The sequence below is a fragment of the Nitratireductor lacus genome (assembly GCF_056431025.1).
Genome location: NZ_JBWKMB010000015.1, coordinates 126,537 through 142,871 on the forward strand (window position 1 = coordinate 126,537; position 16,335 = coordinate 142,871).

Sequence of the window (16,335 nt, forward strand, 5' to 3'; positions counted from 1 at the left end):
CCCCTAACTCGCCCTGCGAAGGGGGAGCGTGCCACCCTGAGCAAGCACCTTTTCCGACAGGCGATTGAATACATGAAACGACTCTTCGATGCGCGCCGGGTCCAGCCCGTCGACGATGAACACGATGCGTGACTGGCGGCGACGATCCGGCCAGGCGGACATATGAACCGGCGGGTGGACCAGACGCTGCACGCCGTGAATCGCAACCGGACGCTCCTCCCCTTCGATATCAAGGATGCCCTTGACGCGGAAGACCCGGTCGCCATGGCGATTGAGCAGCATGGTCAGCCACATGCCGAAGCCGGTCCAGTCGATCCGCTCCTCGATCACCATGGAAAAGGAGCGCACGGAGGAATGGGCGTGGCCATGATTCCCCTCTTCCTCATGATGGTGATGATGAACGGGTGCTGCGGATTCTTCGGAGAGAGAAAGCGCCTCGCTCAGCCATTCCTCGCTGCGTTCGGCTGAAGCATCGACGAGAAAATCGTCGGCACTCGCCTCCTGCGCGATCACCCGGCGCGCGGATGGATTGAGCCGGTTCAGTTTTTCCAGCAATGCGTCGGTATCGGTCGCCTCGCCCATATCGGTTTTGGTGATGACGATCACATCCGCCGCTCCCACCTGCCGCACGGCCTCCAGCCGTTCGTCGATCTGGCGGGAACCGTTCACCGCATCCACCGTGACCACGACATTTGCGATTGCGAAATGACTGCGCAGAACCGGGTGCGACTGGATGGTGGAGAGCGCGGGAAACGGATCGGCCAGTCCCGTCGTCTCAATGACCACGCGGTCGAACCAGGGAATTTCACCCCGGCCGCGCTGGGAATCGAGCTTTTGCAGCGCATCGGCGACTTCGCCGCGCACCGTGCAGCACAGGCAACCCGATTTGAGCAGAACGACATTGTCATCGATGCGGTCAAGCAGATGATGATCGAGGCCCACCTCGCCGAACTCGTTGATCAGCACGGCGGCATTCGCCATGGCTGGATCGGCAAGGAGGCGCTGGAGCAGCGTCGTCTTGCCCGAACCCAGAAAGCCGGTGAGAAAGTTGACGGGTGTCAGATTGGCCGAGCGCGGTTCAGCGGTCATGGCGCTGCCTCGATGCGCTGTTTCAGCCGTTCCAGAAAATCGGGGTCGAGCGGATCGAGCGCGCGCGCAGTCATGGCCTCGACCTCTGGCCACAGATGGGCGAGGCTCTCGAAAACCTGGGTCCGGCCCGTCGGGCTCGACAGCACATAGGACGCGCCTTGCCATTCGGCGATCTTCAGCCGACTGGGCTCAAGCAGCGCATTGGCAAGCCTGATGCGGTTGGCGGCCTCGCGCCGGCGAGCGAGCCGGTCGGTATTGCGCGTATAGATCCCGGGTCGCGCGATGGCGCTGGTCCAGTGATCGTCGCATCCAAGAACGCCGCACAGAGAACACATGGGTTTCCTCCCGGAAGGAACGGGGCGGCGAACCGCCCCGGCCCGCCTATTTTTTACGCGGATTGCGCTTGGCGAAATCATCCGCCATCTCGTCCATCGTCACGAAGCGGACACCCTCATGCGACTTCATGTGCTCGTAGAGGCGTTCCAGCATCAGGAGCACCTGCGGGCGGCCCGAAACATCCGGATGGATGGTGATGGGGAAGACCGCATAGTCCATTTCGCGGTAAACCCAGTCGAACTGATCGCGCCACATCTCCTCCAGATGGCGAGGATTCACGAAGCCGTGGCTGTTCGGCGACTTCTTGATGAACATCATGGGCGGAAGGTCATCGAGATACCAGTTGGCCGGAATCTCGATCAGGTCCGTCTCCGCTCCACGTTCGAGCGGCTTCATCCAGTCCGAGGGCCTGGCGGAATAATCGATCTTCGTCCACTTGTCGCCGACCCGCACATAGTAGGGCGTGAAATCGTTGTGCATCAGCGAGTGGTCGTATTTGATGCCCTTCTTGAGGAGGAGCTCGTTGGTGACGTTCGAGAACTCCCACCAGGGCGCCACGTAGCCGGTCGGGCGCTTGCCCGAGAGGCTGGTGATGAGGTCGATTGCCTTGTCGAGCACCTCTTCTTCCTGCTCCGGTGTCATGGCGATCGGATTTTCATGGCTATAGCCATGGATGCCGATCTCGTGGCCCGCATCGGCCACAGCCTTCATCTGTTCGGGGAAGGTTTCCACGGAGTGGCCGGGGATGAACCAGGTGGTGCGCAGACCCAGGCGGTCGAATAGCTTCAACAGGCGCGGCGAACCGACTTCGCCGGCAAACATTCCGCGCGAAATATCGTCGGGAGAATCCTCGCCGCCGTAGGAACCGAGCCAGCCCGCGACGGCGTCGACATCGATGCCGAAGCCGACCAGAATCTCTTTTGCCATTTTCAAATCTCCCTTGTTGCGGTTTCTGCGGGGCCGGACGACCCCTTCTGTTTCAGCCCCGGGCGACCAGCGTCACGCGGTCGGAGGGACAATCGACGATGACGGCATCGCCTATGGCGAGCCGCATCAGGGCCTCATTGTCGGTACCGGTCTGTACGTCGACACTCTGCCGGCCATCGAGATCGACCTTGAAATGGCCGACACTGCCGACGGCGTGCTTCATGGAGACCGTGCCATACAGCCTGTTTTCGCCCTCTGCGGCAGAAGAATTAGCCGGCTGTATTCGCATCGCCTCGGCGGGGATCGCCACCAGTGCGGCAGCGCCAGGTGCAAGCGATTGCGAACGGCGGCCATGCATGCGGCCGAAGACGGTATCGACAAAGGCTGCATCCCCATCAAACGACAGGTTCGATCCCTCGATGATGGCGTTGGAGCCGATGAAGCGCGCGACGAATTCGGTGGCGGGCGAAGCGTAGACCTTATGCGGCGTGCCGATCTGCTCAACGCGTCCCCTGTTCATGACGACGATGCGGTCCGACAGGCCGAGCGCTTCGGATTGCGCATGCGTGACGAAGACGAATGTGATGCCCAGTTCGCGCTGCAGCAGCTTCAATTCGTTCTGGATAACACGGCGCAGATTTGCATCCAGCGCGCCCAGCGGCTCGTCGAGCAGCAGGATGTCCGGCTCGACCACGAGGCCGCGGGCAAGCGCGATCCGCTGGCGCTGGCCACCCGAGAGCCTGTCGGCCTTGCGGTCGGCGAAGTCGCTGAGGCCGAACATCTCCATGATGCGGTCGACCTTGGCCTTCTTCTCTCCCGAAGAGAGCCCTTTCACATCCAGCCCGAAACCGATGTTCTGGCGCACTGTCATATGCGGGAAGAGCGCATAATTCTGGAAGATCATCGAGGTGGGACGCTTTTCCGGCGGTATGGCCGAAACATTCTTTCCCTTGATGAGGATGTCGCCGTTCGAAATATCCTCGAAGCCGGCGATCATGCGCAGCGTCGTGGACTTGCCGCAGCCCGAAGGGCCAAGAAAGGCGACAAATTCGCCCGGCTGCACCGCCAGATCAAAGTCTGACACGGCAACGGTGCCGTCCGGATAGGTCTTGCCGACGCCTATGAGTTCAAGATCGTTCATGCCTCAGTCCGATGCTCTTGCCGCGGGGGTTTGCCGCGCCGGAACAGCCAGGGGCGTTCCGGCGCGGCGGTTTCACGTCAGGCGTTCAGGAATTCGTCCCAGCGCTGGATCAGGTGGTCGTATTCGTCCGGCCACTGGTGCCAGTAAGCCACGTTGGCCGCACGCTCCTCCAGCGACCCGCCATCGCGCAGATCGCCTTCGTTGATGCCGCGTTCGGGCGCGCCGACCCAGGGCTTGCCCTCGTACCAGAAGGCGTATTTGTCCGGGTCCATCACATTCTTGATGTTGGTGCTCGGCGAATAGTAACCCTGCTCCGTGACCGCGATGGCCGGCGGGCCGGAGAGCCAGAAATTGGCGTAGGCGATCACCGCCTCGCGGTTCTGCGAACCGGCAATGAGCGATGGGCCGATCGTCCAGCCGCGCGTGCCTTCCTTCGGTGTCGCATATTTGGCGGGACGGCCCTGCGCCTTCACCGCCATGACCGCCGGCTGCCAGGCATCGGAGACAACCATTTCGCCCGAGGCCATCAGGTTGACCAGTTCTCCGAAATCGCCCCACAGGGCGCGGAACTGACCCGCCTTCTTCTTTGAAATCAGGAAGGCGGTCGCCTCGTCGATCTCCTCGACCGTCGGGTTGCCCGGATTCTTGGCTTCAAGTTCGCCAAGCGTGTTCATGGCGATGATGGCCTGGCCGATAGCGATCAGCGGATCGACGTTTAGGCCTGAACGGCCGCGCCATTTGTCGTCGAAGAGCGCCGTCCAGCTGTTGGCTTCCTCTTCGCTGACCACGTCCGGATTGTAGCCGATGGAATCGTAGTTATAGACCGCCGGTACCATGTAGAGCTTGGTCTGCTCGTCGTCGGCCCAGATCTGACCGACGATCTGTGCGCGGCGCTCCCACTTGTCGCTCTCCTTGGTGAAGGTATCGCGGATGGAATTCCAGTTCGGGATTTCAGCCGTCGGGATCGGTTCCACATTGTTCGTGGCGATGATGGCCGGCAAACGCTCGGCGATCACTTCCCAGCAGTCGTAGTCGCCGGCGCCCGAGAGGATGCGCGTCTGGCTGTCGGGGAAAGTGGAGGCGGTTCCTGAAACGGACCCAACCCCGCTCTCGGATTTGAACATGTCGAGAATGCGGTCCTGCACGGTAACCGACAGGCCTATCGTGCGGAGCTGCTGGTCGGCCAGCGATTGCGCAAAAGCGGCCTGCGAGCGCAGGAACGGTGAAAGGCCGCCCATCGCCAGAGCCGCGGCGCCAGCGCCTCCCTTTAACATTGTGCGTCTGTTCAGCATCGGGTGTCTTTTCATTTTTCAGTTCCCATTTTTGTTTGCCCAGTATTTTCAGTAACGGCCCACGAGCAGGCCGCCATCCACCGTCAGCACCTGCCCCGTGAGGTAGCGTGCCGCAGGCGAAGCCAGGAAATGGATGACGTCGGCGATGTCTTCCGGTTCGCCCAACCGGCCCATGGGGATGAAGGCAGACGCCTTCTCGGCGCCCTCAGGCCCAAGGGAGTGCTTTTCGGAGAGAAGCTGCGCGGTACGGATATAGCCCGGCGCAACGCCATTGACGCGGATGCCCTGCGCGGCGAGTTCCACCGCAAGACCGCGTACAAGCCCCACCACGCCGGATTTGGCGGCAGAGTAATGCACATGCTCATCCCAGCCATAGGCGACGCCCATGATGGAGGAGAGGCAGACAATCGCCCCCGCGCCCGCCTCGCGCATGGCGGGCACAGCCGGGCGAATGACGCGCAGCATGCCCTTCAGATCGATATCGAAGGTCTGGTCCCACTTCTCGTCGCTCAATTCGCCAAGCGGCACTCGATGGGCAATGCCGGCATTCGCCACGATCACATCGATATGACCATGCTCCTCGTTGAGACGTGCGACCAGCGCATCGGCAGCTTGCGTCGAGCAGACATCGAGCGGTGCGAACTCTGCCGACCAGCCGTCGCCGACAATCTTTTCGGCAAGCACCCTGCCCTCTTTTTCCAGGACATCCGTCACCACCACATGGTCGCCCGCACGGGCAAAAGCCTCGCAGGTGGCACGACCAATGCCGATGCCGCCTCCAGTGACGAGGACAACGCGTTTTCTGGGTTTCGTTGTGGCCATGGCGTGGTGTTCTCCAGTCTTCAAAGCATCACGTCGCCGGAATTCGGACCCAGCGTCTGACCGACGAACAGAGCCCCGTCCGGCGAGGCGAGAAATGCCACGGCACCAGCGACTTCCGCCGGCTCGCCGAAACGCCCGAGCGGCAGTTCGGCGGCCTTGGCCTTTTTCCAGTCGGATGAGAGCGCTTCGACCAGCGGCGTGTTGATGGGGCCGGGCGCGATGGCATTGACGCGTACGCCCCGCGCGCTCACCTCGCGGGCGAGCGACTTCGTCATGGCGATGATCGCGCCCTTGGCGCCCGCATAGTGAACGAGCTCGACCCCGCCGACCTGCCCTAGCTGCGAGGCGACATTGACGATAACGCCCTCCCCGCGCTCGAGCATGGAAGGCAGAACCGCACGCATCATCAGGAAACTGCCACGCACATGAACGGCGAACATGCGCTCGAACTCGGCGAGCGAAATTTCCGTGAACGCCGCCTGATGGCCGTGGCCGGCATTGTTGACGAGCAGATCGACAGGCCCGAAATGAGCCACGACAGCGCCGATCATCTCGTGGACGGCATCCTCACTCGAGACATCCGCGGCGAAGGGAGCCGCCTCGCCGGCTGCGGCGTTGATCGCATCGGCCGTGCGGGCACTTGCCTCGACCGACAGGTCGTTGACCGCGACGCGGTAGCCTTCCCGCGCCAGACGTTCGGCGATGGCCGCTCCGATACCCGACCCCGCGCCGGTGATCAGCGCGACCTTTTTCGGAGCGGTGCTCATTCGGCCTCCTCCTGTCCCTTGAAGGACTGGGCGGAGCGAACCGCTCTAAGCATCAGCAGCGCGTAGATGAGCAGGAGCGTGAAGGAGAAGAGTGTCGTGAGAACGCCGAAGGCGAAGATATTCGGATAGATCTCGACCGAGAAGGTTCCATAAATCGTCAGCGGCAGGGTCAGATCGCGGCCGGAGGTGAAGAGCGTGCGCGAGAACTCATCATAGGAAAGCGTGAAGGAGAACAGCATCGCTGACAGAACGCCCGGGAAGATCATCGGAAACGTGACCCGCCGGAAGGTCTGCACCGGCGACACGCCAAGCGAAAGCGAAGCTTCCTCTACGCTGCGGTCGAAGCGATTGAAGATCGCAAGCATCACCAGGAAGGCAAATGGGAACGTGTAGACAACATGGAGGACGAAGGCCGTGCCCCACCAACTGCGGTCGATGCCCAGCATGTTGGTGAGCAACGCCATGCCGAGGCCGACAAGCACGCCCGGCACAATCATGCCCAGGATCACGAGGTAGAACACAACCCCGGATGCCTTGAAGCGGGCGCGGAAGCCCTGTGCGGTAATGACGCCGAGCACGGTGGAGACGACCGTCGTCATCAGTGCGAGTGTCAGCGACCGCAGAAGGCTGTCGCCGATGGGCAGACGCGAGATGCGCCCGGGCGGCGTCATGCCAAGCAGATGCTGGTACCAATAGGTCGACCATTCGATGATCGGGAACTGCGGGCCGCCTCCCGACCCCTGAAAGGACAGGATCGCCAGAATGATCATCGGCCCGTAGAGGAAGAGGATGAAGACGGCGCAATAGACGCCGAGCACGGGTTTGAGAGCGCGTGCTTCCATGGCTACATCTCCTTCCTGAGGTTGACGACCCGCAAGAGCGCGGTGATCACAACGGCGATGATGACGGTGAGAATGACGCCGGCGACCGACGCGAAGGCCCATTTCAGCGAGCCGACCTGCGACACGATGATGTTGCCTAAGAGATTGACCTTGCGGCCGGACAGCGAGGCGGCGGTAGCGAACTCGCCCAGCACCATGACGGACACGAAGATCGCGCCGACGATCACGCCAGGCAGTGACAGAGGCAGAATGATCTTGAAAAAGATGCGCCCGAAACCGGCGCCCAGATCGCGCGCAGCCTCAATGATGCTCGGCTCGATGCGGCTCAGCATGAAGGTGATCGGCCCCACCATGAAGACGCAGTAAATCTGCGTCATGCCGATGAGCACCGCGAATTCGGAGAAGAGCAGCGAGGTCAGCGGCGTATCTATGATGCCGAGCTTCATGAGGATCATGTTGATAGCGCCCTCGGTGCCCAGCATCGGGCGCCAGGCGATGACGCGGATCAGGAACGAGGTCCAGAAGGGGATGACGCAGATGACGAGAAGCGCCGTCTGAAGCGTCTGGTTGCGCACCATCAGGCCGATGAACAGCGCCACCGGATACCCGATCAGCAGGGTCGACAGGAGCACGATCCCCCAGATGCGCACCGTGGTCCAGGTGGACGCCAGATAGGTGGAACTGGTCAGGAAGCGCACCCAGCTGTCGGTTGTGAGCTTGGGTTCGACCGTGAAGGTGGTCTGCGTCCAGAACGATACGTAGACGACCATGATCATGGGCAGAACCATGAACAGGGCCATCCAGAGAACGCCCGGGCTGATAAGCATCAGCGCCGTGCGGCGTTCCTGGCGGCCACGGCGTTCGGCTGGCGACACGCCGTTGTCCTCGCCCATGGCGGAAGCCGCGCCGCGTATCTGCTCGCCGGCAATTTCCATTATGCGGCCCTCTCGATGAATGGGATGACGTCTTGCGGATTGAAGGAGAGCTCATAGAGTTCATCCTTCGTGAAAGCCTGCGGTGCGGGGCCGCTCAGGTGAGCGACGACCTGAAGCAGGGTGCCGTCCTCCAACCGGAAGAAGGAAAGAACCGACGCACCCGTGAATTCGCTTGCGATAAAGCGCGCGCGGATTGCCGCCTCTCCGGCGGTTTGAGCGGCAGTTGCAGCGGCCGGATGCACGGAAATGCGATCGAAACGCAGCGCCACTTCGATCGGCGCGCCATCGCTTGCGACCTGCTTGCCGGGCAGCGCAAACCGCGCGCCCGCGCCTTCGAAGCCGCCTTTCACCATGCGACCGGAAAGCACGTTGTAGGCGTTCAGGTGACGCGCAACGTCGGCGCTTTTCGGCAGGGCAAAGAGGGAGGATGCCGGCCCGACCTGGGCAATGGAACCTGCGGATAGAACAGCCACGACGTCGCCCATGAGAAGCGCCTCGGTCTCGCTGCCGGTGACGTGCAGAAAAGTCACCTTCAGGCGCGCTCGGATCGCACGCAGCTCATCGCACATGCGTTCGCGCAGATTGGCGTCGAGTGCGCCAAGCGGTTCGTCGAGCAGCACGAAGCGGGGTTCGGTGACGAGCGTGCGCGCCAGCGCCACACGCTGGCGCTGGCCGCCCGAAATCGCCGTGACCTTGCGCGCCTCAAGACCTTCAAGCCCCACCAGCCGGATGGCGTCGGCGACCCGCGCCTTCAGTTCCGACGGATCGGTTACAGGGCCCTCCTCGCGGTAACGCAGACCGAAAGCCACGTTGTCGGCCACGCTCAAATGCGGGAACAGTGCGAAGTTCTGGAAAACGAAACCGATGCCGCGCCGGTGCGGCGCAACGCCATCGAGGCGATGGCCGTCATAGATGACCTTTCCACCATCCGGCTCCTCAAAGCCCGCGATCACGCGCAGCAGAGTGGTTTTGCCGCTGCCGCTCGCACCAAGCAGCGAGACATAGGAATCATCGGGGACGTTGACGCTCAGACGGTCGAGAGCGGTGACGTCTCCGTAGCGCTTGGTGATAGAACTCAGCGAAAGCACGCTTCCCTCCAGACTAAGGATGTGTCATCATCAAAAAATGATTATGTATACAAGCACATTTTTTCTCAAGCGCGCAAGCGGGCTCAAGAAATTTCTTTTCGAGCGGCGTTGCCGCGCGACTGCACGTCTTTGTTTTCCGGGGTTTTCAGCCCAAGCATGCACATTGTGCCACGCTTCATACGGGCATCCTCCAGGCCTTTTCGGCGTTTTCTCTATGTTCCCGACATCAAGACTAGGGAGGAAAAGGGGCGCCTGTCTTTGTGCGACAGTGCGCAAATTGTTGTCACCCAGCGCATTGCGGTACAGCGCGCAACCCCGTGAAACTGCGCGCTTTCGTCCCGTCACATCCGAAAATGCGCCACGCGACCGCACAAAAATTGATCTTTGTATGCTCGAATTGTTTTCAGCCTGTTTTTTTACGATTGAAGCGCGGGACAAGACGCGCCACAACCGGGGCAGCCCCCAATGAGCCAGACCGACATGATCCCTGCCCCCGCCAACAGCCGAACACCGCTCTATCTTTCCGCGGCCGAAACCATACGCGCCAACATCAGGTCGGGCGTCCTGGAGCCCGGACTTGTGCTTCTGGAAGGCCCGATTGCGGAGGTTTTGAAAATTTCGCGCAGCTCGGTGAAGCGGGCCCTGGCGCTTCTGGAAGAAGAAGGCGCAGTCAGCCGCTTCGATGGACGGGGCTATCTGGTCGGGGCATGCGATACGGATGCCGCACCGATACGCAAGGACATCAAGACACTCGATCTTTCGGTAGAAGAAGCTCACGACGAATCCCTCAACAGGCCAAACTGGAAGCGCATTTACGATCAGGTGGAGAGCGATGTTTCCTCCTGTCTGGTCTTCGGACAGTACCGGATCGTCGAAAACGACCTGGCGGCATATTTCGATGTCAGCCGCACAGTGATCCGCGACGTTCTAGGGCGCTTGCAAGAGCGCGGTCTCGTCACCAAAAGCTCGACTTCGCGATGGCTTGTCGGGCCGCTGACGGCGCAATCCATCAAGGACAAGTTCGAGCTTCGCATCATTCTGGAAGTCGCGGCGCTGCGCTCGGCAGCCCAGTTTATCGACAAGATCGCGCTCGAGAACCTGTGCCGGCAGATGGAGGAAACCGAGCGTGCAGGTGGTCTCATCAAAGCCGACAAGTGGTTCAGGCTCGTCAATGCCTTTATCGATCTGGCCATTCTTTCCACTCCCAATCGCGATCTGCGTCGGCTGATCGCCAACAATCGCAAGACACTGCAGGCCTCGCAGAAAGCGCTCTTCAGTCTCGGACTTGCGGGCGATGCCCTGTCGATCCGCGAAATCCGGATGATCGGCGAACTGCTCATCGTCGGAGCGACGCAGAGCGCGGCCGAGCTTCTCGAGAATCACCTCTCCAAGTCGCGCGACCGCACGATCGCGCAATTGAAGATCGTCGCCGTCCTGCCCCAGCCGGGACATCTTGCGCCCTATCTCATCGCTGTCTGAGGCGCGGCTCGCGACCCGCGCCAAGTCCTGCCAGGCACTGCTGAGCCTGAGGCTCCTTCCGGAAGCCGATGCGCTTGCAGCCCACCGGCCCCTGACTGCCTATTGCAAGGCCTTCCTCAAACGGTCGAGCATTGCGGCACATGCGTGCCGGGCCTCAAGCGCCTGTTCCATCGTGACCCGGCGAAAACGGGCTGGTGTGTTGGGCTGCAGCTGCCCTATAAGGTCCATATCCGCCGAAATCACCGTGCCGATCATGAAATAGCCCCCGCCGGACACCGCATCGCGGTGCAGGATGATCGGCTCCGTACCGCCAGGCACCTGCACCGAACCATAGGGATAGCAGCTATCGACAATGTTCGAGGGGTCGGAGCCGGCGCCGAAGGGCTGTTCGCGCTCATTGAATTCGAGCGGCGTGCCGCCGCGGAAGCGATAGCCCATGCGGTCGGCCTCGGGCGCCACCTTCCATTCCTCGTCGAAGAAGCGGTCAAGCGAAGCCTTCGTGACGCGGTGGTCGTAAAGGCCGGGGAGGATGCGAAGCTCGACCGGAACCGGATTTGCCCGGCGCAGGTCATCGGGAACGCTGCGGCCGGAGACTGCACGGGCTGGAGGACGACCGACCGGCAGCTCATCGTCTCTGGCAATGGCGCGTCCCTTGAAACCGCCCAATGCGCCGATGGGATAGGTCGACCGGCTGCCCAGCGCCACCGGCACGTCGATACCGCCTGCAACGGCGATATAGATGCGGGCGCCGGCGGTCAGGAAGTCGAAGCTCAGAACCTGCCCGGCCTTCACCGGCAGGGCTGTCCAGCCCGGCTGAATCTCACCGTCGATCCTGACGGGCATGTCGGCGCCGGTAACGGCAATCACCGCGTCCTCTGTGAATGCCAGTTGCGGCCCGACAAACACGGCCTCCAGCCCGGCAGCGCTTTCTTCATTGCCGACGAGAAGATTGGCAGCGCGCATGGCATAGCGATCCATCGCCCCCGACACGGGAATGCCCAGATGGAAATAGCCGGGACGGCCGAGATCCTGCACGCTGGTCAGCAGCCCCGGATTGAGAACCTTAATCGCCATTGATCATGCCCTCCAGCCGCGCGTTGTATCCCTTGATGTCCGCGTTGAAGGCCCGCAGGTCGAACTCCACTTCACGGATTTTCGGCTTGAAGGCATTCTTCGCGACAGCTTCGACGGTGCGGTCATATTCGACCCTGTCGATGGGTTTGAACTTCACGATATCGCCCGGCCGGAAGAAGACCATGAAGTCTTCCAGATAATTGGTCTTCTGGTCGGGATCGAAGATCGGCATCGGCGTGATGCCGAACATCTGGTACCCGCCGGCACCGCGCACCGAATAGATGCAGGAAAAACAGCCGCCGTAACCGACAGTGAGTTTTGGGGTATCCGTGCGCGGACGCAGATATTTGGGCACCTGGATCTGCCGCTCGCGCTCGACCATCTGATACATGAACGGCAGCCCGGCCACGAAGCCGACCATGGACACGAACCATGGCGAGCCCGAATGAGCGGCAATGAAGGCCTCCACACTGGAATAGCCATTGATGCGCGCCGCATATTCGAGGTCCGTTCCCTGCGGATCCTGATGGCGCTCGCGGAACCGCATCAGCGTCTCATGGGTCCAGGGGTCCTGGTAGAAGACGGGGATTTCGATGAGCCGCGTCTGCAGCACGGGATCTGCGTTGCCCGCCTCGGCCTCGATGGAGCGGACTTCTTCCAGAAGCGCCTCCGGGGCAACCACATCGGGATCGAATTTCACCTGAAAAGAGGCATTGGCCGGGCAGATTTCGGTCACCCCTTCGATAGCGCGCTCGGCGATGATGCGTGTCATCGAGAGGCTCTTGAAGAAGGCATCGAGCGACATTTCCTCCTCGACCTCGACGAACAGGTGCTCGTCACCGCCGAATGTATAGCGGGGCTTCATCAGGCGTTCTCCGTTTGGCTGGCGGCGGGACTCGAGGAGGTGCTCAGGGAGGCGCTCAAGGGGGCATCGGCAAGCCACCCTTCCAGATATTTCGTGTGGATGGCACCGGCGGCCACATCCGGGTTCGCAGCTATCGCCAGATGCAGGGGAACCGTCGTCCTGATGCCGCCGATGGTGAGCGCCTTCAAGGCCGCCTCCATGCGGGCGATTGCGTCCTTGCGGTCAGCGCCGTGCACGATCATCTTACCGAGCAGGGAATCGTAGAATGGCGGCACCCAGTAGCCGTCATAGAGCATGGTGTCGAAACGAACGCCTTCGCCTTCCGGCTCCACGAGGGCGGTGACCTGCCCCGGCGAGGGCATGAAATTCTGGGTCGGATCCTCCGCGTTGATACGGCATTCGATGGCGTGGCCCGAAATGCGCACCGCCTCCTGCGGGATCGACAGTTTTTCGCCGCCGGCAATGCGGATCATCTCGGCAACGAGATCGATGCCGGTGATCATCTCCGTCACGGGATGCTCGACCTGGATGCGGGTGTTGACCTCGATGAAATAGAAGGTCCCCGAATCCGCGTCATAGAGATATTCCACCGTGCCGGCGCCGCGATAGCCGACAGAACGGGCGAGCGCGACGGCGCTCGCCGTGAGCGCTTCGCGCACTGAGGGTGACAGGCCGAAAGCCGGCGCTTCCTCCCACACTTTCTGGCGGCGGCGCTGGAGCGAACATTCCCGCTCGAAACAGTGGATGACGTTCTGACCGTCGCCCAATATCTGCACCTCGATGTGGCGGGCATTCTCAATCACCTTCTCGATGTAGAGACCGCCATCGCCAAAGGCGGCCTGCGCCTCGGACGCGGCCTGGGGGAACTGTTTTTCGAACTCGTCGAAATCGCGCACGATGCGGATACCCCGGCCGCCGCCGCCCGCCGCGGCCTTGATCATGACCGGAAAGCCGATCTCCCCGACCAGGGCGCGCGCCTCTTCAATGCCGGCGATACGCCCTTCGCTACCGGGAACGGTCGGCACGCCCGCCTCGCGCGCCACCCTGCGTGCGGCCACCTTGTCGCCCAGGAGACGGATTGCCGAGGCGTCGGGGCCAACGAAAATCATGCCTGCTGAAACGACGGCGTCGGCGAAATCCGCATTCTCTGCCAGGAACCCGTAGCCAGGATGAACTGCATCGACGCCGGTTTCACGCGCCGCCTTCATGACGGCTCCGATATCCAGATAGGATTTGGCGGCTGGTGGCGGCCCGATCAGGACCGCCTCATCGGCCATGCGCACGGCCAGAGAGTCCGCATCAGCCGCGCTGTGTGCCTGTACCGTGCGAATGCCGAGCAAGCGGGCCGCACGGATGATGCGCACCGCAATCTCGCCCCGGTTGGCAATGAGGAGGGAGCCTATCGCCATCGCCTCAGACCTCGATCTCGGCAATGACCTGACCGGCCATCACCGCATCGGCATCCTCGAGCAGAAAGCGGACGGACTTTCCACCTTCCATCGCGGAAACCTCATGGAAGCTCTTCATGACTTCGATCAGGCCCACGACGTCACCGACTGTGACATCATCGCCATCGACCTTGAAAGGCGGGCTATCCGGAGAGGGCTTGCGGTAGAAGACCCCGGGCATCGGCGCCCTGATTTCGACCTTGCTCATCGGCATTCCCCTTTCTTTTTCCCGGCGCTATCGGCCGAGCAATTTCGACACCGGGACGACCCTGACACCGTTTTCCTTCAACCGGCGGCGCATCGCCTCGACAATTTCCTTCGAACCCAGCGTATCGGAATGGAAACAGATGGATTCGAACTGGACATCGACTTCCTTGCCGGTAACGGTCGTCACCGTACCGTTCAGGCAGGCCTTGACCACCTTTTCTGCGACGGCTTCAGGATCGAGCCTGCCAACACGGCGGGTGAAAACGATAGCGCCGTCATCGCCATAGTCGCGATCGGCATAGAATTCGCGGATCACCGGCTGGCCGGCGGCTTTCGCGATCTCGTAGGTCGCCGAAACGCCCATGCAGAATATGGCGGTCTCGGGCTGGACGGCGCGCATGTAGCGCACGAAGGCATCGGAGAATTCCGCATTGCTGGCGAGTTCCATGTAAAGCGCGCCGTGCGGCTTCACATGCTGCAGATGCGCGCCATGGCGCTTGGCGAATTCGCGGATCGCGCCGACCTGATAGACGATATCGTTGACCAGTTCGGCGGTGCTGCCATCGATGCGGCGGCGGCCGAACCCCTGCAGATCGCGATAGCCGGGATGCGCACCGACACCGACACCATGCTCGGCAGCCATGCGCACAGTGCGGTCCATGAGGCTTGGGTCGCCGGCATGAAAGCCTGTCGCGATGTTTGCGGAACTGATGAGCTTGATCAGGGCTTCGTCATCGGTCTCACGCAGTTGCCACGCACCGAAGCCTTCGCCCATATCGCAATTGATGTCGATTGCCTCAACGGCCATGCGACGCTCCCCGTTTTCGCCCGCGACCTTTTCGGTTCTCTGCGGACTGATGTTCCACTCGCAGGCAGCCTAGGAAAACAATCGAGAGATTGGAATTTCTATTTTCAGATGCTGTAATATCAAAAAAACAGAAGACATGGATGCGAAGGGACCGGCCATGCCCATAAGCCTACGGCAAATCCGCTACTTTGTGGCAACCGCCGAACTCGGCCAGATATCGCAGGCTGCGGTGGAGCTTTCCATTTCGCAATCGGCCGTCACCACGGCGATCCGCGAGCTGGAGCGCACGGTGAATCTGCAACTTTTCGAGCGTTCGAGCAGTGGCATGGAGCTTACGCCGGCCGGACGGGAATTCCTCTTCCATGCCTATGAAATCCTGCAGAAAGTGCATGAGGCAACGCATCTGACGGTCCCTTCGGGCAATGTGGAGGGAAGGCTCGTGGTCGCCGCGACCTATACGGTGATCGGATATTTTCTGCCCGACCATCTGCAGCGACTGCAACGCGCTTTTCCCGGCCTCGACATTCAGTTGCATGAAGTAAACCGGGAAGCGATCGAGGAAGGTTTGCTCGACGAGCGATACGACATCGCGGTGCTTTTGACCTCGAATGTGCGCGATCCGCAGATCGCCAGCGAGACCATGATGAGCTCAACACGGCGGCTGTGGGTCCCCTCACGCCACCCCTTTCTCAAGAAGGCCAGGGTCGGCCTCGCCGATGTGGCCCGCGAGCCCTACATCATGCTCACCGTAGACGAGGCGGCCAACACGTCGCTGAGCTACTGGAGCACATCCCACTACAGTCCGAACGTCAAGCTACGCACCTCTTCCGTCGAGGCGGTGCGTTCCATGGTTGCAAGCGGACAGGGTGTCGCCATCCTGTCCGACATGGTCTACCGTCCCTGGTCACTGGAAGGACAGAGACTGGAAACCATCGTCCTTCAGGAGCCGATTCCAGCCATGAATGTAGGGTTGGCATGGGCTCGCCATGCCCGCTTCAACAAAGCCATGGAGGCATTCCGCGCCTATTTCCGGCAGGCCTTCCACATTCCGCAAATGCGCACAGACACCTCACCTGCCGCGCACCCACATCCGGCAAAGACGGATGGAGCGGGATAGTAGAGCTGGCTCCGGTTGTTTGGACAGCGCCCCGCGGAATTTAAGTGGATTCCTGCCGGGTTACACTGAGTGCGGGGCTTTGCGATTTTGCTGCGGCG

General features: G+C 61.6%; 17 protein-coding genes. 2 read left to right on the plus strand and 15 right to left on the minus strand.

The window, feature by feature from the left end; translation table 11 throughout:
• Positions 1–3 precede the first annotated feature (3 nt).
• From AC07E3_RS14380 to AC07E3_RS14425, 10 genes are all read right to left on the minus strand, one after another.
• Positions 4–1,089: a CobW family GTP-binding protein gene (locus tag AC07E3_RS14380; protein WP_478362836.1), complete on the minus strand. Its 1,086-nt coding sequence runs from the start codon at positions 1,087–1,089 to the stop codon at positions 4–6.
• A complete protein-coding gene (locus AC07E3_RS14385) occupies positions 1,086–1,424 on the minus strand; it encodes a hypothetical protein (protein ID WP_025029273.1) in 339 nt (112 codons plus the stop codon). Before AC07E3_RS14385 ends, AC07E3_RS14380 begins: the two co-directional genes overlap by 4 nt.
• Before the next feature lie 46 nt (positions 1,425–1,470).
• The gene (locus tag AC07E3_RS14390; protein WP_065815952.1) at positions 1,471–2,352 is read right to left on the minus strand and encodes a polysaccharide deacetylase family protein; all 882 of its coding nucleotides are present in this window, start codon (positions 2,350–2,352) and stop codon (positions 1,471–1,473) included.
• A 52-nt stretch (positions 2,353–2,404) separates the two neighbouring features.
• The gene (locus AC07E3_RS14395) at positions 2,405–3,493 is read right to left on the minus strand and encodes an ABC transporter ATP-binding protein (protein WP_336068826.1); all 1,089 of its coding nucleotides are present in this window, start codon (positions 3,491–3,493) and stop codon (positions 2,405–2,407) included.
• Positions 3,494–3,570: 77 nt separating this feature from the next.
• On the minus strand, positions 3,571–4,785 hold the full coding sequence (locus AC07E3_RS14400) for an ABC transporter substrate-binding protein (protein WP_374730098.1): 1,215 nt from the start codon (positions 4,783–4,785) through the stop codon (positions 3,571–3,573).
• 48 nt (positions 4,786–4,833) lie between these two features.
• Positions 4,834–5,607 carry an SDR family NAD(P)-dependent oxidoreductase gene (locus AC07E3_RS14405; protein ID WP_478362839.1) on the minus strand — a complete coding sequence of 258 codons (774 nt, stop codon included), beginning with the start codon at positions 5,605–5,607 and terminating at the stop codon, positions 4,834–4,836.
• Between the two features lie 20 nt (positions 5,608–5,627).
• Entirely contained in the window at positions 5,628–6,374 is a 747-nt protein-coding gene (locus AC07E3_RS14410) for an SDR family NAD(P)-dependent oxidoreductase (RefSeq protein ID WP_336068818.1), read from the minus strand.
• Entirely contained in the window at positions 6,371–7,216 is an 846-nt protein-coding gene (locus AC07E3_RS14415) for an ABC transporter permease (protein ID WP_478362842.1), read from the minus strand. The genes AC07E3_RS14410 and AC07E3_RS14415 overlap by 4 nt, the downstream gene beginning before the upstream one ends.
• A gap of 2 nt (positions 7,217–7,218) precedes the next feature.
• The gene (locus AC07E3_RS14420; RefSeq protein ID WP_088941521.1) at positions 7,219–8,151 is read right to left on the minus strand and encodes an ABC transporter permease; all 933 of its coding nucleotides are present in this window, start codon (positions 8,149–8,151) and stop codon (positions 7,219–7,221) included.
• Positions 8,151–9,239, minus strand: a complete 1,089-nt coding sequence (locus AC07E3_RS14425) for an ABC transporter ATP-binding protein (protein ID WP_478362843.1) — start codon at positions 9,237–9,239, stop codon at positions 8,151–8,153. Before AC07E3_RS14425 ends, AC07E3_RS14420 begins: the two co-directional genes overlap by 1 nt.
• Before the next feature lie 465 nt (positions 9,240–9,704).
• Here AC07E3_RS14425 and AC07E3_RS14430 point away from each other — a divergent pair, with 465 nt between their 5' ends.
• The gene (locus AC07E3_RS14430) at positions 9,705–10,718 is read left to right on the plus strand and encodes a GntR family transcriptional regulator (RefSeq protein WP_478362844.1); all 1,014 of its coding nucleotides are present in this window, start codon (positions 9,705–9,707) and stop codon (positions 10,716–10,718) included.
• A gap of 99 nt (positions 10,719–10,817) precedes the next feature.
• On the opposite strand, the gene AC07E3_RS14435 is transcribed toward AC07E3_RS14430, so the two are convergent.
• Genes AC07E3_RS14435 through AC07E3_RS14455 form a run of 5 tightly spaced genes read right to left on the minus strand, consistent with a single transcriptional unit; the run spans position 10,818 to position 15,120 of the window.
• Complete coding sequence (locus AC07E3_RS14435) at positions 10,818–11,792, minus strand: 5-oxoprolinase subunit C family protein (protein ID WP_478362846.1); 975 nt, start codon at positions 11,790–11,792, stop codon at positions 10,818–10,820.
• Positions 11,782–12,657, minus strand: coding sequence for a 5-oxoprolinase subunit B family protein (locus AC07E3_RS14440; RefSeq protein ID WP_336068803.1), 876 nt, complete (start codon positions 12,655–12,657; stop codon positions 11,782–11,784). The genes AC07E3_RS14435 and AC07E3_RS14440 overlap by 11 nt, the downstream gene beginning before the upstream one ends.
• Entirely contained in the window at positions 12,657–14,066 is a 1,410-nt protein-coding gene (locus tag AC07E3_RS14445) for an acetyl-CoA carboxylase biotin carboxylase subunit (protein ID WP_478362848.1), read from the minus strand. The genes AC07E3_RS14440 and AC07E3_RS14445 overlap by 1 nt, the downstream gene beginning before the upstream one ends.
• Before the next feature lie 4 nt (positions 14,067–14,070).
• Positions 14,071–14,313 (minus strand): acetyl-CoA carboxylase, encoded by a 243-nt coding sequence (locus AC07E3_RS14450; RefSeq protein WP_336068795.1) that lies wholly within the window; start codon positions 14,311–14,313, stop codon positions 14,071–14,073.
• Between the two features lie 27 nt (positions 14,314–14,340).
• A complete protein-coding gene (locus AC07E3_RS14455) occupies positions 14,341–15,120 on the minus strand; it encodes a 5-oxoprolinase subunit PxpA (RefSeq protein WP_478362851.1) in 780 nt (259 codons plus the stop codon).
• Positions 15,121–15,277: 157 nt separating this feature from the next.
• On the opposite strand from AC07E3_RS14455, the gene AC07E3_RS14460 reads away from it, so the two are divergent.
• The gene (locus AC07E3_RS14460) at positions 15,278–16,237 is read left to right on the plus strand and encodes a LysR family transcriptional regulator (protein ID WP_478362859.1); all 960 of its coding nucleotides are present in this window, start codon (positions 15,278–15,280) and stop codon (positions 16,235–16,237) included.
• Positions 16,238–16,335 lie beyond the last annotated feature (98 nt).